This window comes from Sphingomonas sp. (genome assembly GCF_051962185.1).
Taxonomy (GTDB): domain Bacteria; phylum Pseudomonadota; class Alphaproteobacteria; order Sphingomonadales; family Sphingomonadaceae; genus Sphingomonas.
Genome location: NZ_JBQCCN010000022.1, coordinates 1 through 25928, shown reverse-complemented (window position 1 = coordinate 25928; position 25928 = coordinate 1). Strand labels below are relative to the sequence as shown.

The following is a 25928-nucleotide window of genomic DNA, read 5'->3' as shown; positions in this document are numbered from 1 at the left end:
TTGGATCATCGACCGCTATGGTCACCCGATAGCCAACAACCGCACCGATTTCCGCGTCGACATCATTCCCGACCGCTTGCCCAAGGACGATGCCGACCGGGTGATCAAGCTGCTCCAGCAGCTGCTGACCCTGCCGCCCGAGCAGATCGCGCGGATCGAGACCGACCTCAAGCGCGCCGCCGGGTTTCAGCCGGTCCAGGTCGCCGAGAATCTCGACTGGGAGCGGTTCGCCGCGATCCAGGTCCGCTTGCCCGAACTGCCCGGCGTAGCACCGACGCGCGGCTATTCGCGCGGTTATCCGGCAGGGCCGGCCGTCGCGCACCTGACCGGTTATGTCGGGGCCGCCTCGGCCGAACAATATCGCAAGACCAAGAATCCGCTCTACATCACGCCGGGTTTCAAGATCGGCAAGGATGGCCTTGAAAAGGCGCTCGAAGATAAATTGCGGGGCGAACCCGGCGCCAAGCGCGTCGAGGTCACCGCGCACGGCAAACTGGTACGCGAGCTGGCGACGCGGCAGGACGTCCCCGGCCATAACCAACGGCTGACGATCGACGCCGGATTGCAGGAATATGCCGCGCGCCGGCTCGGTACCAATTCGGGCTCGGCCGTGGTGATCGACGTGACCAGCGGCGACGTGCTCGCGTTCGTGTCGATGCCGGCCTACGACCCCAACAGCTTTTCCGACGGGATCAGCCATCTCGAATGGAAGATGCTGTCGGACAACGACCATGTGCCGTTGATGAACAAGGTGCTGCAGGGGCTGTATCCGCCGGGATCGACGGTCAAGCCGATGAACGGCCTGGCGCTGATGCATGCGGGGGTCAGTCCCGACGAGCGGGTGAGCTGCGCCGGCGCGTTGCGCGTCGGCAATGGCATCTTCCACTGCCACAAGAGGTCGGGGCATGGCCCGCTCAACCTCAAGCAGGCGATCATGGCCAGTTGCGACATCTATTTCTACGAGATGATCCGTCGCCTCGGCTATGATCGTGTGGCGCCGATCGCACGGACGCTCGGCCTGGGCCAGAAATTCGACTTGCCCTTTTCGACCCAGCGTTACGGCACGGTTCCCGACAGCGCCTGGAAGCTCAGGAAGTACAAGGCCGCGTGGACCGTAGCCGATTCGCTCAACGCCTCGATCGGCCAGGGCTATGTGCTGGCCAACCCGATCCAGCTCGCGGTGATGGCGTCGCGCATCGCCTCGGGCCGGTCGCTGCAGCCGCGCATCGTGATGAACGGCAACGCGCCGCTCGCCAACCCGCTGCCCATCGACCCCCAGCATCTCGCCTATATTCGCGACGCGATGTACGGCGTGGTCAACGAGGGCGGTACCGGCGGGCGGGCGCGCCTCAATATCCCGGGCATGTCGCTGGCGGCCAAGACCGGCACCGCGCAGGTTCGCCGCATCACCATGGCCGAGCGCGCCAGCGGCGTGCGATCGAACGCCTCGCTGCCGTTCAAGATGCGTGACCATGCCTTGTTCATCTGCTTCGCGCCGGTCGAAAATCCGCGCTACGCCGCGGCGATCGTGCTCGAACACGGCGGCCACACGGTGACCAACCTCGACACGCCGGGAATCGGCCGCGACATCATGACGTATCTGCTCGACCGCGACCGCGCGCTGAAGTCGCTGGCCGAAGTCGAGCCGACCTGGGGCGGCGACATCGCGACGCGGATGGCGGCCGAAACCGCCGCCTACAAGAGTCAGTTGTCGGCGACGCAAGCCGCACAGACCGAAACCAACGCGACCGCGCCGACGGATGCGCCCGCCGTGGAGGCGGCGACCGACGCCGCCAATTCCTCGGCCGCCGCCATCGCCAACACGGCGCAGCCGGCCGAGGAAGGATCGCGGGAAGCGACCAATGACTAGGGGATCCTCCGCCAACCTGGGCTTCGTGCCCGAACCGCTCGCGCAATTGCCGTGGAAGGTGATCCTGCTGGTCCTGGCGATCGGCTGTTTCGACCTGCTCGTGCTCTATTCGGCGGCGGGCGGCCACGTTCGCCCCTGGGCGCTGTCGCAAGGCATTCGCTTCTTCGTGCTGCTGGGCGGCGCGATGGTGCTGTCGCGGGTGCGCGAGAGTACCTGGAGCTCGATCAGTCTGCCGGTTTATGGCGTCATCATCGCGATGCTGATCGGCGTCGAAGTGCTCGGCAAGGTCGCCGGGGGCGGCCAGCGCTGGCTGGAGCTCGGCATCATCCGATTGCAGCCGTCGGAACTGATGAAGCCGTTCATCGTGCTTGCCTGCGCGCGTTTCTACGAAATGCTGCCGCCCGCCGAGATCCGCAAGTTCGGCGCGATCTGGCCGCCGCTCGTGCTGATCGGCATTCCCGCCGGGCTCGTCATGCTGCAACCCGATCTCGGCACCGCGCTGATGATCACCGCGGGCGGCATCACGGTGATGTTCCTGGCCGGCATTCCGCTGCGGCTGTTCATCGGCGGGGGACTGGCGGCCGCGATCATGGCGCCGATCGCGTTCAACTTCGTGCTGCACGATTACCAGCGCAACCGCATCCTGATCTTCATGGATCCCGAAAGCGACCCGCTCGGCACCGGCTATCACATCAGCCAGTCGAAGATCGCGATCGGATCGGGCGGCATCTTCGGCAAGGGCTTCCTCAACGGGACCCAGAGCCATCTCGACTATCTGCCGGAGGGCCATACCGATTTCGCGCTGGCGACGATGATGGAGGAATGGGGGCTGGTCGGCGGCGTATTGCTGATCGTCGCCTGGTTCTCGATCATCTGGTGGGCGGTCGGCGTCGCGTTGAAAGCGGAAGGCCGCTTCGCCCGGCTGACCGCGGCGGGGCTCGCCACGACCTTGTTCTTCTACGTGTCGATCAACATGGCGATGGTGATGGGCATGGCGCCCGTGGTCGGCGTGCCGTTGCCGCTGATCAGCTTCGGCGGATCGTCGCAGCTGACCGTGCTGTTGTGCATCGGCATCCTGATGTCGCTCGACCGCCAGAACCGCCAGCAGACGCGTTGGTAGCGGCATCGCCGACGAAGCGCCAAAAAAGGGGTTGCAAAGCCGGACTACGATGGTAATTGCGCCCCTCCCCGACCGGGGACAGCCCCTCTTCGGGGCGAGCCGTCAGACGGCAATGGACGCATAGCTCAGTTGGTAGAGCAGCTGACTCTTAATCAGCGGGTCCTAGGTTCGAGCCCTAGTGCGTCCACCATCACCACTTCCGGATTTCACCCCCCGATTCGCACACCGATCCACAAGGTGCGCGGCGTGCCGAGGTCGATCGACCCGGCCTGGTTGCGCGTCTCGACCGCCTGGTCGAACAGGTTTTCCGCGCGTGCGACGATCGACACTCGGCGCGTCACCGGCAATTTCGCATAAGCGTCGACCGTGGTCGCGGCGGGCAGGACGTTGGTCTGCAGGTCGTCCTCATACTGATCGCCGACGTAGCGCGCGGTGAGCGACAGCAGATAGCCGGGCTGCGGCGCCCAGGCGGCGGTCGCGCTGGCGGCGTGGCGCGGGCTTTGCGCGGGGGCCAGGCCGTCGAACGCCATTCCGGGCGCGCGGACCTTGCTCTCGCTCAGCGCATAGGATCCCGACAGCGTGACCGTGCCGCTGCGCCATTCGACAGTCGCCTCGACGCCCTTCGCGTCGATCGCGTCGACGTTGCCGCGGCGGCGGAGATTGGGTCCAATCGTGATGTTGGCGATCGCATCACCCAACCGGTTGTAGAAGGCGGTCAGCCCGATCGCCATGCCCGGGAGCGGCTTGAGGTCGACGCCGCCCTCGACGCCTTTCAAACGTTCGGGATCGAGATCGGCATTGGCCTGGGTAGTGATCGGGAAAACGGTGAAGGGCCGATACAGTTCGTTGAGCGTCGGCAGGCGAAAGCCGGTGTAGGCGGCGGCGCGCAGGTCGACCCAGCGCGCGGCATGGAACAACAGGCCGCCGCGCCCGGTGACCTCGGTCCCGTCGCGCGCGGCGAAGCGATTGTCGGTGGCCAGCGCGCCCGCCCCGGTGCGTTCGCGAAAGAAGCCGTCGGTGATCGCCCAGCGATCCGCGCGCACGCCGCCGGTCACGACCAACCGGCCGATCGTCCAATCGTCCTCGACGAACAGCCCGGCGACGGTCGTCCGCCCGCCGGCATTGCGCCGCGCGGTGACCAGCCCGGCGGCGTTATAGGCGTCTTCGAACAACTGCCCGTCCGCCGCACGAACGTCGCCACCCAGGCGCAGGACGTGGTCGTGCCCGACCGGTGGTCGCAACTCGATCTTGCCGCCCAGGCCGGTCGACGGCGTGTTGCGCTGATCGAGCGTCAGCCTGAAGCTCGTCGCGCTGATCACCTTGTTGGTGAAATTGCGCGCCTGGAGATAGGCCAGCGCATCGACCTGCCAGGCGCCGCGCGACACGAAGCGGACGCTGGCATCCTCGCCTTCGGAACTCGAATCGGCGCCCTTGAAGCGCAAGGTACGGTTGTCGCCGAACAGCAACCCGCGCACCTGCAATTCCGCGGTGGCGCCGATCGGGATGACCGCGCGGGTGCCGGCCGACCAGTCGCGATAGCGCGCCGGAACGGTCGCGGCGACGCGCTGATCTTCGGGTGTGGTCTGGAACCCGTCACCCCGCTCGAACCGCCCCGAAACGGTCGCGAAACCACCGCCAAGGCTGGGCGACAGGCTTGCAGAGACGCTTTCCGAATTGCGGCTGCCGTAAAAGGCTTCGCCAGCGAGGACGGGCAAGTCGCGCCGTCCCGCGCTGACCAACTCGATCGTACCGGCGACCGCGCCCGAGCCGAACGCGCCCGACCCGCCGCCGCGCGTCACGCGGACACCCGCTAGGCGGTCGGGGACCAGGGCGCTGAACGGGATATAGCCGAAAAAGGGGTCGGCGATCGGCACGCCGTCGAGCAACACCAAGGTGCGGCTCGAGGCGTTACCGCCCAACGCCCGCAAGGTCGCGCCTTGCGCCGACGGGTTGGCCGAGCGGCTGTCCGAGCGGCGGAATTGCTGGAACCCGGCGACATCGTTCAACACATCCTCGACTCGCCCCGACGCATCGTTTGCCAGGCGGTCGCGATCGATAACGGTCGATCCATAGGCCGGCGTGCCGGGCGGCAGGTCGAGCCCCGTCCCGAGGACGACGATGTCGCCGCCATCGTCTCGGCCGGCCGGCGCGGTTTGGCCATTGGCCACCCAAGGCCATGCAATCGAGGATAGCAGAACCAGGCACGGGACGCGGCGGGACATCGTGTCGATTCCTTGAACGAGGGGTGCCAGCGCGGTGGACTCCCGACGTGCCGACCGCAAGTCCGCCCGGGAACGCGCGTCCTATCGGGCGTCGAAAGGTTCGCGCGCGAACGCCGCCGGCGAGTCGGCCCGGCCCTCGGCCCAGTTTCGCTCGACTTCGCCGATCGCCGTGGCGAGCTGCCCCTGACCGAACGGCTTGTTGAGCTTCACGATGTTGGGCGGCGCCTCCTCCGGTATCTCGCCATAGCCGGTGGCCAGGATGACGGCGAGATCGGGGATCAACGCGCGCGCCTCCCTGATCAGTTCGACGCCGGTCATGCCCGGCATCGCCTGATCGGTGATCAACAGATCGATCGCGGGATCATCGGCAAAGCGGGCCAACGCCTGCTGGGCGGATTCGACTTCGATCGCCTCATGGCCGAGATCCTCGAGCAGCGCGACGGTGTTCATGAGCACCAGGCTATCGTCGTCGACCACCACGATGCGCAACGGGCGCTGCTGGCCGGGCGCCGCCGCCGTCATGGGATTGGGCTCGCTATCATCGCGCTTCCGCACCTCCGTCACCGGGAGCCACAATTCGGCCGTGGTCCCCTTTTGCAGCACGCTGCGCAGTACCAACGCTCCCTGCATCTGAACCGCCAGTCCCTCGATCATCGACAGGCCGAGCCCCGTCCCCTTGCCAACCCCCTTGGTGGTGAAAAACGGTTCGGTCGCGCGCGCGAGCGTGTCGGGATCCATCCCCGACCCCTGATCGATGACCGACAGCACGACGTACCGGCCGGCCGCCAGACCATCGGAGCGCGGCTGGTCGACCACCGCCTCGTCGGCGGTGATCGCGATCTCGCCGCCGCCCGGCATGGCGTCGCGCGCGTTCACGGCCAGGTTGAGCAGGGCCATTTCGAGCTGGTTGGAATCGGCCAGGACCGGCGGCAACGACAACGGAAATTGCAAGCGGATCGGATGCGATGGCCCCAGCGTACGCTGCAACAGGTCGCGCATGCCACCGACCAGCGCCGGGACGTCGACCGGTTCGGGATTGAGTTCCTGTCGGCGAGCGAAGGCGAGCATGCGCTGCGTCAGGGCGGCACCGCGCTCAGCGCCTTGTCGCGCGTTGGCGATCAGGCGTTGCGCGCCGGCATCGCCCGCCAGGCGCTTGTCGAGCAATGCCAGGCTGCTCAGGATCGCCATCAGCAGATTGTTGAAATCGTGCGCGACGCCGCCGGTCAATTGCCCGATCGCTTCCATCTTCTGCGATTGGAACAGCGCCTCGCGCGCGATGTCGAGTTGACGCTGCGCTTCCTCGCGTTCGGTCACGTCGCGGGTGATCTTGGCGAAGCCGATCAGCTTGCCGATGTCGTCGTAGATGGCATCGATGACGACGCTCGCCCGGAAACGGCTGCCGTCCTTGCGCACGCGCCAGCCTTCGGCGGCGAAACGACCATCCCTGCGCGCCGTCTCCAACGCCCGCGCCGGTTCGCCGGCCGCGCGGTCTTCGGCGGTATAGAAGCGTGAGAAATGCGAGCCGATGATCTCTTCCGGCGCATACCCCTTGATGCGCTCGGCTCCGGCATTCCAGCTGGCGACGTGACCCTCGGCATCGAGCTGATAGATGGCGTAATCGGTCACGCTCTGTACCAGGATGCGGAATTGCTCCTCGCTCTGGCGCAGGACTTCGGTCGCCTTCTTTCGTTCGGTCAGGTCGCGCGTGATCTTGGCGAAGCCGATCAGCTTGCCGTCAGGGCCCCAGATCGGGTCGATGACGACGTGCGCCCAGAACCGCTCGCCACCCTTGCGGACGCGCCACCCCTCGCGCTCGAACTTGCCTTCGGTCCTGGCGGTTTCCAGCGCGAACTCGGGCAAGCCGTCGCGCCGGTCCTCCTCGGTGTAGAAACGCGAGAAATGCTGTCCGATGATCTCGTCGGCGGTGTATCCCTTGAACCGCTGCGCCCCGGCGTTCCAATTGGTGATGATCCCGTCGGGATCGAGCATGTAGATGGCGTAATCGGTGATCGCGTCGACCAGCAGCCGATATCGCTCGTTTTCCGAATGCGTGTCGGCCAAACCTCGTCCGCTACTCACTCCGCCCCCTTCGATCCGAGCCGACGCATCGGGCCCATCGGTGGAACATCGCTGCGTCATAAAAAGTTCCCGTCGGCTTGCGACACCACGATATTCCCAATTCTTTCAATGTTCAAAGCGGCGCGACACGCAGCCTGTCCGGGTGCGGGACGATAGCGCTGCGCGTAGGCTTTGACGTTGATCCATGTCATCACGGGCTTTCCCGGCATTTTCAGCGCGCTATAGCTCGTGGCGATGAAGACGCTCGTCGATCCGTCCAATGCGCTCGCGCAGGGACTCGCCGCCATCCGCAGCCAGTTTCGGGTGCCCTCCTCCTTCCCGCCGGAGGTGCTCGCCGCCGCCGCGGAGGCGGCCAGGCGCACGCCGACCGAGCATGTCGACCGTACCGCGATACCGTTCGTCACGCTCGATCCCGCGACCTCGACCGATCTCGATCAGGCGTTCTGGATCGACCGCGACGGCAACGATCTGGTGCTGCGCTACGCGATCGCCGACGTCGCCTGCTTCGTCGATGACGGAGGCGCGATCGATCTCGAAGCCTGGACGCGCGGCACGACATTGTACCTGCCCGACGGCAAGGCCGGCCTGTACCCGCCGGTACTGGCGGAAGGCGCCGCGAGCCTGCTGCCCGACGGCCCACGCCCGGCGATCGTCTTTTCGGTGCGCGTCGCGCCCGACGGCGCGGTCAAGCTCGACGGTGCCGAGCGCGCCGTGATCAGGAGCCGCGCCAAGCTCGCCTATGACTCGGTCCACGACAGCGATGTGCCGCCCGATTTCGCCGACCTCGCGCGCCGCATCACTGCCGCCGAGGATGCCCGCGGCGCCTCGCGCGTCGATCCGCCCGAGCAGGAAGTCGCGGAACAGCCGGACGGCAAGTTCGAGCTGCATTTCCGCCCGCGCCTCGCCGCCGAGGACAATAACGCGGCCTTATCGCTCGCCACCAATTTGGCGATCGCCGATGCGCTCCAGGCACACCATACCGGCCTGTTCCGGGTGATGCCCGCACCCGACGACCGCGCCCTCGGCCGCCTGCGCAACACCGCGCGCGCGCTCAAGCTCGACTGGCCGAGCGGCGTCGCGCTCAAGGACTATGAAAAGGGACTGAATCCCAACGACCCGCGCCAGGCCGCGTTCATGCTGGCGATCCGCCGCGCCGGCGGCGGTGCTTCCTACCAGCCTTATCGCGATGGCGTGGTACCGTGGCACGCACCGATGGCGGCGACCTATGCCCAGGCGACCGCGCCGCTGCGCCGGCTGGCCGACCGCTATGTCGTCCGCGCCACACTCGCCATCGCCAATGGCCAACCGGTCCCCGACATCGTCACCCAGGCGTTCGAGAAGCTGCCCACGGTGATGGCGCATGCCGACGCGACCGGCGGCCAGATCGACCGCGCCGTCATCGACCTGGCCGAAGCGGTGATGCTCAAGGATCATGTCGGCGAGATTTTCGGCGCCGTCGTCACCGATCTCGACGACCGCGGTGCGCGCATCCAGCTGAGCGACGATCCGGTCGTGGCGCGGGTCGACGCCCATGGCGTCGAACCCGGCGACGCCATCCGCGTCCGCCTCGCGACCGCCGACCCCGAGCACCGCTCGATCTCCTTCGCCCGGGTCAACTGACCGAAGAGCCTCGCACAGCGAGACTCCCAAAAACCTCCGCGCCTCGGCGCTCCCGCGCGAACAAACCTTGCTATCTTCTTCGTGGCTTCGTGTCTTTGTGCGAGCAATATTTTCGATGCAACCCGACCGGTTGGGCCGATTTTTGGCTCGCACGAATACACGAAGCCACGAAAATACGTCGAGAAAACGGCGCGGCCGGACTCAACCGACCCTTTTGGGCGCTAAAGAAAGCGCAGCGGTGACCCGCTGCGCGCTATCCCTATGTAGGCCGACACATAGTGCATTTCCGGCGTACGCGACTAACGTACGCTCCCGAAAGGTGTGTTGAAGTATGGCGACCCGGCCGTTGGCCCCCCTCGACGATTTGCCCCAGCCAGCGCCGCTTACGCACCTGCAGCGGCTCGAGGCGGAAAGCATCCACATCCTGCGCGAAGTGGTGGCCGAGGCCGAGCGCCCGGTGATGCTCTATTCGGTCGGCAAGGACAGCGCCGTCATGCTGCACCTCGCGCGCAAGGCCTTCTATCCCGCGCCGCCGCCCTTCCCGCTGCTCCATGTCGACACGACCTGGAAGTTCCGCGCCATGTACGCTCTTCGCGACCGCGCCGCACGCGAGGCGGGGATGGAATTGCTCGTCCATCACAATCCCGACGCTATGGCGCGCGGGATCAATCCGTTCGACCACGGCGCGCTGCACACCGATCTGTGGAAGACCGAGGGACTGAAGCAGGCGCTCGACCAATACGGCTTCGACGCGGCGTTCGGCGGCGCGCGCCGCGACGAGGAGAAGAGCAGGGCCAAGGAACGCGTCTTCTCGTTCCGCTCGGCCTCGCACCGCTGGGATCCCAAGAACCAGCGCCCCGAACTCTGGCACCTCTACAACGCGCACAAGGCCAAGGGCGAAAGCATCCGCGTCTTCCCGCTGTCGAATTGGACCGAGCTCGACATCTGGCAATACATCCATCTTGAGGGAATCGAGATCGTCCCGCTCTATTTCTCGGCGCCGCGCCCGACGGTGGAGCGCGACGGGCTGATCCTGATGGTCGACGACGACCGTTTCCGCCTCAATCCCGGCGAAGTGCCGGTGGAACGCTCGATCCGCTTCCGCACGCTCGGCTGCTACCCGCTGACCGGCGCGGTCGAGAGCGAAGCGGCGACCTTGCCGCAGATCATCCAGGAAATGCTGCTGACCACCACGTCCGAACGCCAGGGCCGCGCGATCGACAAGGACGCCGGCGGCGCGGGCATGGAGAAGAAGAAACAGGAGGGGTACTTTTGACGCGCCGCGTCATGCGCAGCGTGACGAAGCGTCAACCCCGGCGCAGGCCGGGGTCGCGCGCCTCATGCGCAAGCTTGCGATCGCCAGCGGCCCCGGCCTCCGCCGGGGCGACGGAATAGACATATGACCACTCCCTCCTACCGCCCCGATTCCCTCATCGCCGAGGACATCGATTCCTATCTCGCGCAACACCAGCGCAAGACCCTCCTCCGCTTCCTGACCTGCGGGTCGGTCGACGACGGCAAGTCCACGCTGATCGGCCGGCTGCTCTACGACAGCCGGATGATCTTCGACGATCAGCTCGCCCAGCTCGAGGCCGACAGCAAGCGCGTAGGCACGCAAGGGCAGGAAATTGACTTCGCCCTGCTGGTCGACGGTCTCGCCGCCGAGCGCGAGCAGGGCATTACGATCGACGTCGCCTATCGCTTCTTCGCGACCGAGAAACGCAAGTTCATCGTCGCCGACACGCCCGGCCACGAGCAATATACGCGCAACATGGTCACCGGCGCCTCGACCGCCGACCTCGCGGTCATCTTGGTCGACGCGCGCAAGGGCGTGCTGACCCAGACGCGCCGACATTCGTACCTCGCGCACTTGATCGGTATCCGCCACATCGTGCTGGCGGTGAACAAGATGGACCTGGTCGGCTATGACCAGGCGACCTACGACGCGATCGTCGCAAACAATGCCGCGTTCGCGACGAGCATCGGCATCGAGGAGTTCACCGCGATCCCGATCTCGGGATTCAAGGGCGACAATATCACCGCCCTATCAGTCAACACACCGTGGTTCGCGGGCCCGACCCTGATGGAGCATCTCGAAACCGTCGAGCTCGACAGCGAAGCCGATCGCGCCAAGCCGTTCCGCATGGCGGTGCAATGGGTCAACCGCCCCAATCTCGATTTCCGCGGCTTTGCCGGGCTGATCTCCGAAGGAACGATTTCGCCAGGCGATGCCGTGCGCATCCTGCCTTCGGGCAAGACCACGCGGGTCGAGCGTATCGTCACGCTGGACGGCGATCTCGACGTGGCGGTCGCCGGCCAGTCGGTCACGCTGACGCTATCCGACGAAGTCGATTGCTCGCGCGGCGACGTGATCGCCGCGGCCGACGCGCCGCCGCAATCGGCCGATCAGTTCGAGGCGACGATCGTCTGGATGGCGGATGAGGAATTGCTGCCCGGGCGCGGCTATTGGCTCAAGCTCGGCACGCAGACCGTCAGCGCCAACATCCACCAGCCGAAATATCAGATCAACGTCAACACGCTCGAACAGATCGCGGCCAAGACGCTCGATCTCAACGCGATCGGCGTCGCCAATCTGGTTACCGACAAACCCTTGGTGTTCGAGCCCTATGGCGACAGCCGCGAGCTCGGCGGGTTCATCCTGATCGACAAGCTGACCAACGCCACCGTCGCGGCGGGCATGCTGCATTTCGCGTTGCGCCGCGCGCGCGACGTGCATTGGCAGTCGCTCGACGTCACCCGTGAGGCGCATGCCCAGCAAAAAGGCCAGCAGCCCAAGGTGCTGTGGTTCACCGGCCTGTCGGGCTCGGGCAAGTCGACCATCGCCAATCTGGTCGAGAAGAAGCTCTACGCGCTCGGGCGGCACTCCTATCTGCTCGACGGCGACAATGTCCGCCACGGGCTCAACAAGGATCTCGGCTTCACCGATGCCGACCGCATCGAGAACATCCGCCGCGTCGGGGAAGTCGCCAAGCTGATGACCGACGCCGGGCTGATCGTACTGACCGCCTTCATCTCGCCGTTCCGCGCCGAGCGCGACATGGTGCGCTCGATGCTGCCCGAGGGGGATTTCGTCGAAGTGTTCGTCGACACGCCGCTCGACGTGGCGGAGGCGCGCGACGTCAAGGGCCTCTACAAGAAGGCGCGGAGCGGCGAGATCGCCAATTTCACCGGCATCACCAGTCCGTACGAGCGGCCCGAGCGCCCCGAAGTCCATGTCGACACCACGCGCGAGACGCCCGAAGCGGCGGCCGAGCGGATCGTCGAGCATATCATGGGCGTGTGGAGTCCTGACCTGTGAGCACGAGCTGGACCGTCGCCGACGCCGATTTTGCCGCGGAGATCGCCGCCGCCGCAGGCAAATTGCTGCAGGAAGTGCGCGCTTCGGGGGATTGGGATCCGAAGGAGCTGGGCAAGGCCGGGGACGCGGCGTCGAACGACCTGCTCTGCCATGCGATCACCAGCGAGCGCCCCGACGACGGCCTGTTGTCAGAGGAACGCAAGTGCGACGGCAGCCGGCTGGCCAAGTCGCGCACCTGGATCATCGACCCGGTCGACGGCACGCGCGAATATGGCGAGGCGCGCGACGACTGGGCGGTGCATGTCGCCTTGTGCATCGACGGGCGGCCCGAGTTGGGCGTGGTCGCATTGCCCGATGCCGGGCTGGTGCTGCGCTCGGACGCGCCCCCCGCCCTGCCGCCGCTCAACCACCCGCCGCGCATGGTCGTCAGCCGTACGCGCCCCGCCGCCGAAGCGATCGCGGTCGCCGCAGCGATCGGCGCCGACCTGGTGCCGATGGGCTCGGCCGGGGCCAAGGCGATGGCCGTAGTGCGCGGGCTCGCCGACATCTATCTGCATTCGGGCGGGCAGCACGAATGGGACAATGCCGCCCCGGTCGCGGTGGCGTTGGCGGCCGGGCTGCACGCGACGCGGCTCGACGGCACGCCGTTCGTCTACAATTGCGCCGAGACCTGGGTGCCGGATTTGCTGATCTGCCGACCGGAGTTGGTGAGCGCGGTGCGCCAAGCCCTGAAGGCGACGGTCGCCTAGAGCGATCTCGAAGCGGGTGGAATCCTCGCCGCTTCGCGGCTGCGACCCTCCACCATGCTCGCGCGAATGGTCCCCCTCCCCACGCTTCGTGTAGGGAGGATTTGAAGGTCAGCCGAACGCCAGCCCCTCGCACGTCCCCGCTTCGCGCCAGTCCTTCAGCAATTTGAAGAACGCCACCGACCCCTTGCCATAAGGGCTGTAGCTCGCCGCCAGCGGGTTCGGCTTGCCGCCCTCGCCATTGTAATAGCCCGGCGTGCATTCTTCCTGGAACTTGCGGCGATCGAGTACCGCGTCGAGCACTTGCCGCGTCCACTCCTCCTCCGCCGCGACGGTCGGTTCGACCCGCGTCTTCCCGCGATCGAGCGCCGCCCGGATGATGTACGCCGCCTGGGTCGATTGCTCGGCCAGCGCGTGCGGATAATTAGCGGTGAAGCCCGACTGGATCACCGAGAAGATGAAGCAATTGGGGAAATCGTGGCTCATCATGCCGTGGAGCGTGCGGGCGCCGGCCTTGCCCCATTTCTCCTCGAGCGTGGTGCCGCCGCGGCCATGGATCTGATAGCCCGCGCGCCGCGCATAGCTCGTCCCGACCTCGAACCCGGTGGCGAAGATCAGGCAGTCGAGCGGATATTCCTTGCCCGCCACCACGACACCCGTGTCGGTGATCCGCTCGACGCCCTTGCCGTCGGTGTCGACGAGATGGACGTTGGGTCGGTTGAAGGTCGCCAGATAATCGTCGTGGAAGCACGGTCGCTTGCAGAACTGGTTGTAATAGGGCTTGAGCGCCTCGGCGGTCGCCTTGTCCTCGATCACGCTGTCGACGCGATGGCGGATCGATTCCATCTTCTGGAAATCGGCGAGCTGGACCAGTTCGCCCGGATCGACTTTCTTGTCCTTGGCTTCCTTGTTGGCACGTAACCGGGCGATCACCCCCAGGTTGCGGATGATGTCGGTCCAGCCGTCGGCGACGAGCTCCTCCTCCGCCCAGCCGCCCGAGACCAGGGCGTTGAAATTCTCCATCCGGTACTGGTGCCAGCCGGGCTGGAGCGTGGCCGCCCAATCGGGATCGGTCGGCCGGTCGCCGCGCACGTCGATCGACGAGGGCGTGCGCTGGAACACGTAAAGCTCCTTCGCGCCGGCGCCGAGATGCGGCACCGCCTGCACCGCGGTCGCGCCGGTGCCGATGATGCCGACGACCTTGTCACGCAGGCCGGTCAGCCCGCCATTGGTATCGCCGCCGGTGTACGTATAATCCCAGCGGCTGGTGTGGAAAGTGTGGCCCTGGAAATCCTCGACGCCGGGAATGCCCGGCAGTTTGGGTTTATGGAGCGGGCCGTTGGCCATGATCACGAAGCGCGCGCGGATCGCGTCGCCCCGGTTGGTCGCGATGGTCCAGCGGCCGCTCGCCTCGTCCCAGGCGAGGTCGGTGACCTCGGTCTGGAACAGCACGTCGCGATAGAGGTCGTAATGCGCTGCCAGCCGCTTGGTATAGTCGCGGATCTCTGGCCCTTGCGAATATTTGCGCTCGGGCATGAAGCCCGTTTCCTCGAGCAGCGGCAGATAGACATAGCTCTCGATATCGCACGCCGCGCCGGGATAGCGATTCCAATACCAAGTGCCGCCGAACTCGCCGCCTTTCTCGATGATCCGGATATCGTCGATCCCGGCATCGCGCAGCCGCGCCCCCGCCAGCAGGCCGCCGAAGCCACCGCCGATGACCACCACCTCCTTCTCGTCCGCCAGTGGCGCGCGCTCGATCGGCGCATCGATATACGGGTCTTCGAGATAATGGGCGAACTTGCCCGCCATCTCGACATATTGCTCGTTGGCGTCGGCACGCAGGCGCTTGTCGCGCTCCGCTAAGTATTTGGCCTTGAGCGCTGCGGGGTCGAACGCGATGTCGGCCTGTGCCGGGCTTTCCTGCGCCTCGGTCGCGGTGGCGGTACTCGTCATGCGGCAATCTCCCGAGCGACGCGTCGACCGACTCGCCATCCATAGTCGATTTTGGAAATAATCCCGCACTTGTCAATTTTTCCAATCGATGGTTCGGTCCGCAGTTCAAATAATTTCCTTTGATACAATTACTTGATGAGCGCTCCTCAAAAAATAAGGCGAAGCGGTTCGCGCAATATCGGAAACCCGGACCGGTGGCGCGGCGACGATTGTCTCGGCGGCATCGACGGTTATAGTGGCCCCGGTGACGACCGCCCCTCCTCGCCAGACAGCCCGCTTTGCGCGTCGGCGTGGCGAGATTCTCGACGTCGCGTCCAATCTGATCAATCTGCATGGCACGCGCGGCATGACGCTGACTGCCGTGGCCCAGGCGCTCGGACTCGATACGTCGAGCGTCACCTATTATTTCAAACGCAAGGACCTGCTGGCCGCCGCCTGCCTCGAACGCACGCTGGTCTGGCTTCGCGACAGCGCTGTCGCGGCGGCGCCGCTACCCGATGCCCGCGCCCGCGTTCGCGCTTTCCTGCACGACCAGTTCGAGCGGCATCGTCAGCAGCGCGACCCGCGCGTCCCACGATTGGCATTGCTGTCCGACATGCGCGCGCTCGATGCGGAGATACGCGGACCACTCGACGACCTCTACGCGGAAATGGCGCAGCTGGTCCGCGGCTTCTTCACGGCCGGCGAAACGCCCGAGCGCTCGCCGCGCGCGGCGATCGCCGCCGCGGTCCTGATCCATAACGTCCATTGGATGCCGGCCTGGCTGCCGCATTATCTCGAGCGCGACCTCGATCGCGCCGAAGCGCGGTTGTTCGACATCCTCGATCGCGGGCTCGGCGCCCGTGGCGACTGGCCGATCGACGTGGCGCCGCTCGACCCGCCGGGCGGTGGCGAGGCGCAGACGCGCTTTCTCCATGCCGCCACCAACCTGATCAACCGCGAAGGCTATATCGGCGCGAGCGTCGAGAAGATCGCCGCCGAACTCGGGGTGTCGACGGGCAGCTTCTATCATCACCTGGAAAACAAGGACGACCTGGTCGTCGCCTGTTTCGATCGCAGCCATGCCTTGCTCGACGCGGCCCAGCGGCGCGCCGATGCACTACACCCGGACGGCGGCGAACGGCTCGCGATCATGGTATCGAGCCTGGTCGCGCTGCAATTCGCGGGCGAGAGTCCCTTGCTGCGGATGAGCGCCTATCAAGCGCTGCCGGTCGACTTGCGCGAGCGCATGTTGCAGCGAACCGACCAGGTCACCCGCCATATCGCCGGAACGATCGCCGACGGCATCGCCGACCGGTCGATCCGCGCGGTCGATCCGGAGATCGCCGGCCATGCGCTGATCGCCGCGCTCGACGCCGCGGCGTCGCTGCGTCGCTGGGCCGAACCGCTCGAGCTGACGGACGCCGTCGGCCAATTCGCCGATGTCCTGCGTTCGGGAATTTTCCGGCCATAGGGCGGCCCCTTCCCTCACGTTCGGAGTGACGAATGCCCATCTACGAACTCGACGGCAAAGTCCCGGTCATCGGCAGCAGCGTGTGGATCGCGCCCGACGCGCATGTCATCGGAGAAGTCGTGCTCGGCGACGATGTCGGCATATGGGTCGGCACGGTGATCCGCGGCGATACCTCGCTGATCACGGTCGGCACCGGGACCAATGTCCAGGACGGGACGATGCTGCATTCCGACTACGGCGTGCCGCTGACGATCGGCGAGGACTGCACGATCGGGCATCATGCCATCCTGCACGGCTGTACCGTGGGTGATCGCGTGCTGGTCGGGATGGGCGCGACCGTGCTCAACCAGGCGGTGATCGGCGACGAATGCGTGATCGGCGCCAACGCCTTGGTCACCGAGGGAAAAAGCTTCGAGGCCGGCAGCCTGATCGTCGGCGCACCGGCGCGGGCGATGAAGACTCTCGATCCGGACAAGCGCGCATTCCTCAAGGCGTCGGCCGAGCATTACATCGCCAACGCGCACCGTTTCGCGAAGGGGTTGAAGCGGGTCGGCTAACTCAAATCCTCCCTATGCGGAGCATGGGGGGGACCTGCCGCAAAGCGGACCGTGGAGGGGCCGCAGCGGCGTAGCCGCGAGGACGCGGCACTTCCCCTCCACCATCGCTGCGCGATGGTCCCCCTCCCCACGCGCTTCGCGCGCAGGGAGGATTTAGCAAGCGCGAGATCCCCTCAGTTCTTCCCAACCCAGGCAGTCACCCCTGCCCGCAACCGGTCGGCGACCGCCTTGCGTACCGCGATCACCGCCAATGCGCGCTTCATGCCGCCGCGCGATCCTTCGGGCAGGTTCTTTTCGGCATAGGCCGCGATCTTGCCCGGCATCGCCGGATCGTTCGATCCCGCGCCCAGGCTGACGATGAAGCCCGCGCGCGTGCTGGCTTCGAGGAATCCGTTGACCATATCGGCATTGGCGACCGCATAGTCGAACGCCAGATCCGGATGCGCGCTCGCCACCGCGCGCAGGATGACCGGCTTCTGCTGCGCGGTCAGCACATCGGTCTTGAGCAGGTCGAGCGCGCGCTGCGCCAGCGCCGGGTCGCGTGCTTGGCCGAGCAGCCGGACATAGCCGTTCTTGACCACCGGGTTGGTCTCCGCCTTGGTCAGCGCGAGCAAGGCGTCCCAATCGGCCGGCGACGCGTTGCGCGCGAAGGTGCCGAGGATCGGCGCACGGATCGCCGGCGGGATCGCGCCGGTGTCGGTGCGGAGCTTCGCGAAATAAGCCCGGGCGCGGCTCAGCACGTCGGGATCGCCGGCGCTCCCGAGCCGCCCGACGAGATCCTCGCGCAGGTTGGTGACCAGCGGCGATTCGCCGGGCTTGGCGTCATAGCCGATCGCGGCCAGCACCGGCCCCAACCGCTTGATCGTCAGCGCGCTGACCTGATCGTGCAGCGGGCTGCCTTCGTAGAGGCCGGCGATCGAGCCGAGTTCGCCCGACACCACCGACCATTCGAGCGGGCTGGCATCACTGGGCACCGCCGCATAGGTCGCCGCCCAGGTCGAGAAATCCTGGTCCCCCGACCGCGCCAGCGCGTAATCGTCGCCGAGCATGCCGACGCGATCGGCCAGCGCCAGCTTGGCGTAATCGTCAACCAGCGCGGCATGCGCATCGGCGGAATAGCGCGCGCGCATGTAACTGCCCTTGCCGACATTGAGCACCACCGGGCCACAGCCGGGCACCGTGACATTGGTCGCGGCACCGGTCGCCACGACACTGGCCGGCGCGCCGCCGACCGTGCCGACCCTGAGCGGCACGCGCCAGGTCGTCGCCACCTTCGACGCCTCGTCCAGTCCGAACCGTCCTTGCGCCAGCGTCGCGACGGTCTGGCCGTTGACGCATGTGCTCGACGTCACCGTCACCATCGGCACGCCGCCCTGCAGCGTGAAGTCGTGGGCGCTGTCCTTGATCTTGACGCCCGACGCCGCTTCCAGCTCGTCCCACAGCATGTCGGTCGAGGTGTTGCCGTATTTGTACTTGGCCATGTAGCGGCGGATGCCGTCGCGGAACTTGTCGGGGCCGAGCGTCGACTCGATCATCGTGATGACCGCCTGGCCCTTTTGATAGGTGATGCTGTCGAACGCCTCGCCGATCTGGTCGACGGTCTGGACATGGCGGATGATCGGGTGGGTCGCGCTGGTCGCGTCGGTCGCGATCGCGCCCTCGCGATCGAACGCCACCGCCGATTCACGCGCGAACCAGTCGGGATTGAGGTCGGCGGAGGTCTTGTTCTCCATCCACGAAGCGAAGCCCTCGTTCAGCCAGAGGTCGTCCCACCAGTTCATCGTGACGAGGTCGCCGAACCATTGATGCGCCATTTCGTGTGCGACGACGACGAAGATGCGCTGCTTGTCGCTTTCGGTCGCGCGCTTGGCGTCGAACAGTAGCTCGGGCTCGAAATAGAAGATCGCGCCCCAATTCTCCATCGCGCCGAAGAATTGCGACGAGCCGGGCCCGGCGATCATATCGAGCTTGGGCAGCGGATAAGGCTGGCCGAAATAGTCGTTATAATAGGTCAGCAGGCGCTTGGCCGAGGCGAGCGCGTAATCTCCCTGGTCCTTTACGCCCTTGCGCGTGATGACGCCGATCTCGGTCTTGCCGGCCATCACCGTCTTGCGCTCCATGTCCCCCATGCCGAGGAACAGGAGGTAGCTCGACATGGTCGGGGTCTGCTGGAAGCTGTAGAGTTGGGTCCCGTCGGCGCGACTGGCCACGGTTGCCGGCATGTTGGAAAAGGCGAGCTGCCCCTTGGGCGCCACCGCCGACAGCTTGAACTTGGCCTTGAAGCTCGGCTCGTCCCACATCGGCGCGAAGCGGCGCGCGTCGGGCGCTTCGAACTGGGTGGCGAGCATCCGCGCCTTCGACCCGTCGGAATTGGTATAGTCGATCGCGAAGAAACCGGCGGCCGATTCGTTGATCTTGCCGGTCCAGGCGAAGGTCACGACATGGCCGCCCACCTTGGCCGCCGTCGGCAGGGTAAGGGTCAATTGCTGCGCGTCGTTGTCGAGCTTGAACGGCACCCCTTTGCCGTCGATCGTCGCGCGGCTGATCGTCATGTCCGCGGCGTTGAGGACGATCGTGCTGGTCCCCTTCTTGACCATGACGTTGACCGTCTCGGTCCCGGTGAAGGTCAGTTTCTGCGCATCGGGATTGACCGTGATGTCGTACGAGACCGGCACCACGTCGGTCGGCAATTGCCCGGCCGCGAGCGCCGGGGTGGACACGGCGGCGAGCAGCAAGGCGGCGGCGGTGGTGGCGAACTTCATGCGATTCCTCTGACCCAAGTGCTATGGTGTATTGCCGCGCCATAACGGCTTTACGATGAATGGCAAATGAGGGCGCAAGATCCTCCCCGTTCACGGGGAGGGGGACCGCGCGGCGCAAGCCGCGTGGTGGAGGGGGATTTCCTCATCTACGTCATTTGCGGCGCGCCCCCTCCACCAAGCCGCTACGCGTCTTGGTCCCCCTCCCCATGAATGAGGAGGAATTGAATCGCAGCCCACGCATTCCGTACCGTCAATTCGAAAAGACTTTTCTACGGTTTCGGTTGCGCTATGAAATCGGCATGAGCCTGCCGAAAATCTTCGATCGCCTGCGCCTGCCCGTGATCGGGTCGCCGCTGTTCATCATCTCCGGGCCCGATCTCGTCCTCGCGCAATGCAAGGCCGGGATCGTCGGGTCGTTCCCGGCGCTCAACGCGCGGCCGCAGAGCCTGCTCGACGAATGGCTGCATCGGATCACCGAGGAGCTCGCGGCCTGGAACCGCGACAATCCCGATCGCCCGGCGGCGCCCTTCGCGGTCAACCAGATCGTCCACAAATCGAACGACCGGCTCGAAGGCGACCTGGCGATCTGCGAAAAGTGGCAAGTGCCGATCACCATCACGTCGCTGGGTGCGCGCGAGGAACTCAATCAGGCGGTGCACAATTGGGGTGGGATCACGCTCCACGACATCATCGACGACCGTTTCGCGCGCAAGGCGATCGAGAAGGGCGCCGACGGCCTGATCGCGGTCGCTGCCGGCGCCGGCGGGCACGCCGGGCGGCTGTCGCCTTTCGCCAACGTCCAGGAAATCCGCCAGTGGTTCACCGGGCCGATCGCCTTGTCGGGCGCGATCGCGACCGGCGGCGCGGTGCTCGCGGCCCAGGCGATGGGCGCCGACCTGGCCTATATCGGCTCGCCGTTCATCGCGACCGAGGAAGCCAATGCGGTCCCGGCCTACAAGCAGGGCATCGTCGAGGGCAAGGCGGCCGACATCGTCTATTCGAATCTGTTCACCGGCGTGCATGGCAATTACCTGCGCGGCTCGATCGTCGCGGCCGGAATGGACCCTGACAATCTGCCCGAAGGCGATCTCAGCACGATGAATTTCGGCGGCAATCGCGAAGCCAAGGCGTGGAAGGACATCTGGGGGTCGGGCCAGGGCATCGGCGTGGTCGACAAGGTCGAATCCGTCGCCGCGCGGGTCGACCGGTTGGAGGCCGAATATAGAGCGGCGAAGGCGCGGATCGCCGCGCTGTGACGCTGACGCGCCGCGAGGCGGTGCTGGCCGGGGCGGCCGCCCTCGCCCTACCCGCGCTAGCGCCGCGCGATCCCAAGGCGCGCTTCGTCGCGGGCATTCGCAAGCTCGAGCGCGGCATCGGCGGCGACGCGAGGATCGGGGTGCAATTGATCGACCCGGTCACCGGCCGCAATGCCGCCTGGCGCGCCGCCGAGCGCTTCCCGATGTGCAGCACGTTCAAGCTGTTGCTGGTCGGCCAAGTGCTGCAGCGTATCGATCGCGGGATCGAGCATCCGGCGCGCGACGTCGCGATCCCGGCCACGACCTTCCCTAACTCGCCCGCGACGCGCGACCATGCCGGCGGCAGGCTGCCGGTACGCGAGCTGTGCGCCGCGGCGATGACGCAAAGCGACAATACCGCCGCCAATCTGTTGCTGGAAAGTGTCGGCGGGCCGGCGGCGCTGACCCGGTTCCTGCGTTCGACCGGCGACGCGGTGACGCGGCTCGACCGGTTCGAAACCGCGCTCAACGAGGGTGCGCCAGGCGATCCGCGCGACACCAGCACGCCGGCGGCGATGCTCGACACGATGCGACGGCTGACCGTCGGCCAGGTCCTGGCGCCCGCGTCACGCAAGCAATTGCTCTTCTGGATGGCCAACACCGTCACCGGCGCGGACAAACTGCGCAAGGGATTGCCCGCCGACTGGGCAATCGGCGACCGTACCGGCGCCGGCGGGCACAACAGCAACAACGATATCGGCTTGATCTGGCCGGCCGGACGGCCACCCGCACGCCCGCTGTTCGTGACCGCCTTCGTCACCGGCGGGCCGGGCGGCGACGCACTGGCGCGAAACCCCGTTCACGCCGCGATCGGCAAGCTGATCGTCGAATTGCTGGGACCGGCCTGAGGCCGCTCTAGAAGGCCATCGCCAGCCGTGCCTGCATCCACTGGACCGGACTGTCGGCCGGTTGCGATTCGATCTGCGCGTCGTCGAGCCGCGCGACGCGGCGATGCAAGTCGATGCTCGCGCTGATCAGCGCGCGCGCGTCGGCGGGCATCTGCTCGATCACCGCCTCTTCGGTGACCGGCGCTTCCCCAAGGCGACGCGCCGGGTCGAGCGCGTCGCGCGTCGACAATTCGCCCGAATCGACCGCGCGCTGGGTCAGCAGCCAGGCGATGACGTGCATCAGGCGTGTCGTCACCTTGAGCGATTCACAGGAGAACGTGACGCGACCCAGCGGGTCCAGCGCTTCTCGTTCGAGCCGCGCGCCCTGGTCGAAATAGCCCCGCGCTTCATCGGCCAGCACCATCGCCTCGACATATAGCGAGTCGATCAGCTTGCGGTGAATCCGCGCGTCGGTGACAGCCCCTCTCATGCGCAACACGATTGCCACAAATGCGCTGGCCCGCAAGCGGCGAAACGGCTCGCTACAGTCCCGATTTTGATCAGGATCAGCCTTTCAGGCCGAATCTATATCGTTCGTTCGAACGACCATATGCAACGATAGAAAGCGCGCTACCGACGACGGCGCAGCGCCGGCGAAACCACCCGGCCGTAGGGCAGCCCCGGCCCTAGGCGATGATGTCGGGAATCAATTGGTCCTCGAGCGCCGCGATCTCATCCTTCAACATCAACTTGCGCTTCTTCAGCCGCGCGATCTGGATCTGATCGCTCGACCCGAGCGTCCGCAACGCATCGATCGCCGAGTCGAGGTCGCGATGCTCGGTCCGGATGGCTTCCAGCCGCTTGTGGATCTGCGCTTCGTCCATCCCCTCCAGCCTTTGGCACGCAAAAACCAATTGTCGTCAAAACGATGCGCCGCGTCGAATCGCAAGCGAAATCGATGGCGACAAATCGCCCGACTCGTGTTCTACTCGTTTCCCCACCTTGTTGAAGGAGGTCGCTCCCATGCAGAATTCGCACCTTTCGGCTCTTGAGGCGAAACACCTGGTGCTGGACCGGCAGATCATCGCCGAAAGCCAACGACCTGCGCCCGACACGCGCATCCTCGCGGACCTCAAGAAGCAGAAATTGCGAGTGAAGGAAGCGATCGCGGCGATCTGACGCCGCGATGAAAACCCGGGCGCATGGCGTCCGGGTTCATATTTATCGGCTGGGCAGTCTCGCCGTCAGAACAGCGGCTTGATCGGCTTGTCCTTGACCGGCCCCCTGGCGTTCACCACCGGCCTGCGCGCGGCTTGCGGGTCGATCAGATGGTCGAACGCCACGCCGACGCGCCCCGCGGCCACCCAGGCGATACGGCCGGTCACCCATCCGAGACCCCGAACATCGACTTCGACCATCGTTCCGATATCGATCGGCTTGGGCACTTCGGCCATCAGGCCGCCGGCCGACAGGTTGCGCACGCGGACCTGAATCGTTTCGCTCTGCCCCGCTACGCGAAATTGCGCGACGAGCAGCAGGCTGTCGCGGCTATCGATGCGCTGCGCCGCCGGATCGTCCGAGCCGTGGTCGGCGAGAGGGTCGTGCGAAAACTGGTCCATATACCTGCCAAGAACGGTGTCATCCCGCTTGCGCACGCATAGGACCAAAGATTGTCGAAAGGGTTAAACCCCGTCGCTCGCCAAAAACGCCGCTTATGAAAAATCCGGTCCAAATCGGCCCGGATCAATCCTCGCGCGAGACCTTTTCGTTGCGTTCGTGTCGTTCCTGCGCTTCGACCGTCATGGTCGCGATCGGCCGCGCCTCGAGTCGACCCAACGAGATCGGCTCCCCGCTCACCTCGCAATAGCCATATTCGCCTTCGTCGAGTCGGCGGAGCGCGGCGTCGATCTTGGAGATCAGCTTGCGCTGGCGATCGCGCGTGCGCAACTCGATCGACCAGTCGGTCTCGCTCGACGCGCGGTCGGTCAGATCGGCCTCACGCAACGGTTCGACCTGGAGCTGCGACAAGGTCGCTTCCGCTTCTTTCAGGATCGCGTCCTTCCAGCGCAGCAACTTGTCGCGAAAATATTCCTGCTGGCGGGGATTCATGAACGGCTCGTCGGGGCTCGGTCGATAACCGTCGCCATCGTTGGCCGGTACGTTGAAACTGGAATCATCCACGCGATTCAAAGCCGTTGCCATCCCCACTCTCCGTTCGGCCCTTGGAACACTGTTCCCGTGTGCCTGTCGGACCCCCAATGACGAGCGGGCCTATAGCGGCGTGGAAGCGGCTCCACAAGCGATTGACGACAGACGGAATAACTACCGGGCGACATTCCCGCGCACCTGGCACGGCGACGCTGACCGAGACGTGAACCGCGCCTTCATACGAGCGCCATGCGCCCCGCCGATGACGACACTCGCCATGGAGGGTCGCCGGAACCGCCAAAAATTAACTTCTGGCGTATCACAATGACACGTTAACCAAAGGCGGTCCCGTGCAACGAGAGATAAAGACGAAATCCAGGGATTATTATTGGTTAACGGAATTGCGCTTAATTCTTTGTTTTGCACTATCCGAGTAGTCGCAGAGCAACTGCAATGGATCACCAGCGTCGCCGGGGACTTGGGCGACCGCTAACAGAGAGTAGACGCGATGTCTGTGCGGATGGCGATGGCTAAACTTTGCGCCTGCGCATGTGGGGGCGCGATTCTCGGCGGCGGAGCCGTCAAGGTGGCGGAGGCGCCCAAGGCGCGCCCGGCATATGCCAAGACCTACAAGAAGCGCGTCGTGCGCGCCCGGGTCGCGAGCGTCGCCCGTTCGCGGGTTCGCAAGGTGGTGACCACCACCACGACCTGTCCGCCCGCAGTGGTGACGGTGGCCGGCGGTGCGCCGGTGCCGATGCCTCCCGCCTTCACCGGTTCGAGCGGCGAAGTGCCTGTCGTCGGCGGTAGTGGCGGTTGGGGCGGTGGCGGCGGTTTCTTCGCCGGCGGCTTTTTCGGCGGCAGCGGCGGCGGCTCCGGCGGCATCGCGATCTCGTCGACCTCGTCCAGCTCCGGCGGATCGAGCTCGACCTCGTCCTCGACCGGCGGCTTCTCCTCGGGCAGCACCTCGTCGTCATCGTCCGGCAACGTCTCGTCTTCGTCGAGCGGCAACGTGTCGTCGTCCTCCTCGTCGTCGGGCAATGTCTCGTCCTCGACGTCCTCGTCCACCTCGAGCTCGTCCAACGGCTCGTCCTCCTCGACCTCCTCGTCGTCCAACGGATCGAGTTCGTCCAATTCGTCGGCCAGCTCGAGCTCTTCTTCGTCTTCGTCGTCGAGCTACGGTTCGTCGTCCAAGGGCTGGAGCTCGAACGGCGGCTGGTCGTCGAACGGGGGTTGGAGTTCGACCAGCGGCAGCAGCGGCTCGACCGGGTCGACCGGCGGCACGCCCGCCCCGGTCCCGGCGCCGCCGATGATCCTGCTGTTCGGCGGTGCCGCGGCGGCGATGGTCGCACGCAAGCGCTTCGCCCAAAAACGCGACGAGACGACCGAGGCTTAAGCCGCGCTCAGCGCCTTTTCGATATCGGGAATGGGATGGCCGGTGAGGTCCTTCGGGACTTCGCCGGCCAATCTGTTGGCGACTTCGACATGATAATGTTTGCGCAGCTCGCCCAGCGTGTGGGGCGGCGCGGCGATGATCAGCGATTCGAATTCGTTGGCGAGCGCCCGCTCCTTCAGCATCGCGCCGATATCGGCGGCGAAGCGATCCTCCTCGAGGCGATGGAAATCGACCTCGTCCATCGAACTTCGAGCCGATCCGACCGAGGCGGCGGTGCTCCCGGGCGCGTCGGTCTTCTGGTCGCGATCGGCGGGGTTGATCCGGTCCTCGGCATGATCGACCACCAGATTGGGATGCACGCCGTCGCCCTCGTTGCGCAGGAAGAGCGCCTTGCGCCCATCGGCGACGACGACCAGGGTATTGTGACGAAGCTGCATGACCTTCTCCTCTCATTGATTCGGTTTCAGCAAAGCTGAAACGGTTGCGGTGCCGGGGCGGGCCCCCCACCCACACCCCAAACAAGGGAGGTAAAGGGGGGGGGGGGGGGGGGGGGGGGGCCGC

General features: G+C 66.0%; 22 protein-coding genes and 1 tRNA gene. 12 read left to right on the top strand and 11 right to left on the bottom strand.

The features are described from left to right. The 3 genes from mrdA to ACTHJR_RS01825 form a co-directional block, all read left to right on the top strand. On the top strand, positions 1-1870 hold a 1870-nt coding region (gene mrdA, locus ACTHJR_RS01835), incomplete at its 5' end, for a penicillin-binding protein 2 (protein ID WP_440521353.1). Further along, positions 1863-2990, top strand: coding sequence for a rod shape-determining protein RodA (rodA, locus tag ACTHJR_RS01830; RefSeq protein ID WP_440521352.1), 1128 nt, complete (start codon positions 1863-1865; stop codon positions 2988-2990). The genes mrdA and rodA, both read left to right, overlap by 8 nt. Positions 2991-3104: 114 nt before the next feature. Further along, positions 3105-3180, top strand: a tRNA-Lys gene (locus ACTHJR_RS01825). 16 nt (positions 3181-3196) lie between these two features. Here the strand turns inward: ACTHJR_RS01825 and ACTHJR_RS01820 are convergent. Further along, complete coding sequence (locus ACTHJR_RS01820; RefSeq protein WP_440521351.1) at positions 3197-5212, bottom strand: TonB-dependent receptor plug domain-containing protein; 2016 nt, start codon at positions 5210-5212, stop codon at positions 3197-3199. A gap of 81 nt (positions 5213-5293) precedes the next feature. Next, positions 5294-7291, bottom strand: a complete 1998-nt coding sequence (locus ACTHJR_RS01815; protein ID WP_440521350.1) for a PAS domain S-box protein — start codon at positions 7289-7291, stop codon at positions 5294-5296. Between the two features lie 234 nt (positions 7292-7525). Between ACTHJR_RS01815 and ACTHJR_RS01810 the strand changes: the two genes are divergently transcribed. The 4 genes from ACTHJR_RS01810 to ACTHJR_RS01795 all read left to right on the top strand — a co-directional run bounded on the left by ACTHJR_RS01810 (position 7526) and on the right by ACTHJR_RS01795 (position 12979). Next, on the top strand, positions 7526-8911 hold the full coding sequence (locus ACTHJR_RS01810) for an RNB domain-containing ribonuclease (RefSeq protein WP_440521349.1): 1386 nt from the start codon (positions 7526-7528) through the stop codon (positions 8909-8911). 331 nt (positions 8912-9242) lie between these two features. After that, the gene (gene cysD, locus ACTHJR_RS01805) at positions 9243-10187 is read left to right on the top strand and encodes a sulfate adenylyltransferase subunit CysD (RefSeq protein WP_440521348.1); all 945 of its coding nucleotides are present in this window, start codon (positions 9243-9245) and stop codon (positions 10185-10187) included. A 123-nt stretch (positions 10188-10310) separates the two neighbouring features. Then, positions 10311-12230, top strand: a complete 1920-nt coding sequence (cysN, locus tag ACTHJR_RS01800) for a sulfate adenylyltransferase subunit CysN (RefSeq protein WP_440521347.1) — start codon at positions 10311-10313, stop codon at positions 12228-12230. After that, positions 12227-12979 (top strand): 3'(2'),5'-bisphosphate nucleotidase CysQ, encoded by a 753-nt coding sequence (locus ACTHJR_RS01795; protein WP_440521346.1) that lies wholly within the window; start codon positions 12227-12229, stop codon positions 12977-12979. The genes cysN and ACTHJR_RS01795 overlap by 4 nt, the downstream gene beginning before the upstream one ends. Positions 12980-13087: 108 nt before the next feature. Here the strand turns inward: ACTHJR_RS01795 and ACTHJR_RS01790 are convergent, their stop codons facing one another. Continuing rightward, a complete protein-coding gene (locus ACTHJR_RS01790; RefSeq protein ID WP_440521345.1) occupies positions 13088-14932 on the bottom strand; it encodes a flavin-containing monooxygenase in 1845 nt (614 codons plus the stop codon). A 244-nt stretch (positions 14933-15176) separates the two neighbouring features. Here ACTHJR_RS01790 and ACTHJR_RS01785 point away from each other — a divergent pair, with 244 nt between their 5' ends. Together ACTHJR_RS01785 and ACTHJR_RS01780 are read left to right on the top strand one after the other, a co-directional pair. Continuing rightward, positions 15177-16385, top strand: a complete 1209-nt coding sequence (locus ACTHJR_RS01785; RefSeq protein ID WP_440521344.1) for a TetR/AcrR family transcriptional regulator — start codon at positions 15177-15179, stop codon at positions 16383-16385. Positions 16386-16417: 32 nt separating this feature from the next. After that, on the top strand, positions 16418-16942 hold the full coding sequence (locus tag ACTHJR_RS01780; protein WP_440521343.1) for a gamma carbonic anhydrase family protein: 525 nt from the start codon (positions 16418-16420) through the stop codon (positions 16940-16942). 173 nt (positions 16943-17115) lie between these two features. Here ACTHJR_RS01780 and ACTHJR_RS01775 read toward each other — a convergent pair whose 3' ends face one another. Then, positions 17116-19704 carry a M1 family metallopeptidase gene (locus ACTHJR_RS01775; RefSeq protein ID WP_440521341.1) on the bottom strand — a complete coding sequence of 863 codons (2589 nt, stop codon included), beginning with the start codon at positions 19702-19704 and terminating at the stop codon, positions 17116-17118. A gap of 299 nt (positions 19705-20003) precedes the next feature. On the opposite strand from ACTHJR_RS01775, the gene ACTHJR_RS01770 reads away from it, so the two are divergent. Together ACTHJR_RS01770 and bla are read left to right on the top strand one after the other, a co-directional pair. Continuing rightward, positions 20004-20960, top strand: a complete 957-nt coding sequence (locus ACTHJR_RS01770) for an NAD(P)H-dependent flavin oxidoreductase (protein WP_440521340.1) — start codon at positions 20004-20006, stop codon at positions 20958-20960. Next, positions 20957-21847: a class A beta-lactamase gene (gene bla, locus ACTHJR_RS01765; RefSeq protein WP_440521338.1), complete on the top strand. Its 891-nt coding sequence runs from the start codon at positions 20957-20959 to the stop codon at positions 21845-21847. Before ACTHJR_RS01770 ends, bla begins: the two co-directional genes overlap by 4 nt. 7 nt (positions 21848-21854) lie before the next feature. On the opposite strand, the gene ACTHJR_RS01760 is transcribed toward bla, so the two are convergent. Further along, the gene (locus ACTHJR_RS01760) at positions 21855-22316 is read right to left on the bottom strand and encodes a DUF1465 family protein (RefSeq protein ID WP_440521337.1); all 462 of its coding nucleotides are present in this window, start codon (positions 22314-22316) and stop codon (positions 21855-21857) included. Between the two features lie 196 nt (positions 22317-22512). Beyond that, complete coding sequence (locus tag ACTHJR_RS01755) at positions 22513-22710, bottom strand: YdcH family protein (protein ID WP_440521336.1); 198 nt, start codon at positions 22708-22710, stop codon at positions 22513-22515. Positions 22711-22849: 139 nt separating this feature from the next. On the opposite strand from ACTHJR_RS01755, the gene ACTHJR_RS01750 reads away from it, so the two are divergent. Next, a complete protein-coding gene (locus tag ACTHJR_RS01750) occupies positions 22850-23005 on the top strand; it encodes a YdcH family protein (RefSeq protein WP_440521335.1) in 156 nt (51 codons plus the stop codon). Between the two features lie 65 nt (positions 23006-23070). Here the strand turns inward: ACTHJR_RS01750 and ACTHJR_RS01745 are convergent, their stop codons facing one another. The 5 genes from ACTHJR_RS01745 to ACTHJR_RS01725 form a co-directional block, all read right to left on the bottom strand. Next, a complete protein-coding gene (locus tag ACTHJR_RS01745; protein ID WP_440521334.1) occupies positions 23071-23445 on the bottom strand; it encodes a PilZ domain-containing protein in 375 nt (124 codons plus the stop codon). 124 nt (positions 23446-23569) lie between these two features. Next, positions 23570-24028 (bottom strand): RNA polymerase-binding protein DksA, encoded by a 459-nt coding sequence (gene dksA, locus ACTHJR_RS01740; RefSeq protein WP_440521333.1) that lies wholly within the window; start codon positions 24026-24028, stop codon positions 23570-23572. Positions 24029-24601: 573 nt separating this feature from the next. Continuing rightward, positions 24602-25105, bottom strand: a complete 504-nt coding sequence (locus tag ACTHJR_RS01735; protein ID WP_440521332.1) for a hypothetical protein — start codon at positions 25103-25105, stop codon at positions 24602-24604. A 42-nt stretch (positions 25106-25147) separates the two neighbouring features. Beyond that, positions 25148-25327 carry a hypothetical protein gene (locus ACTHJR_RS01730; RefSeq protein WP_440521331.1) on the bottom strand — a complete coding sequence of 60 codons (180 nt, stop codon included), beginning with the start codon at positions 25325-25327 and terminating at the stop codon, positions 25148-25150. Between the two features lie 36 nt (positions 25328-25363). Beyond that, complete coding sequence (locus ACTHJR_RS01725; protein ID WP_440521330.1) at positions 25364-25804, bottom strand: host attachment family protein; 441 nt, start codon at positions 25802-25804, stop codon at positions 25364-25366. Between the last annotated feature and the right edge of the window lie 124 nt (positions 25805-25928).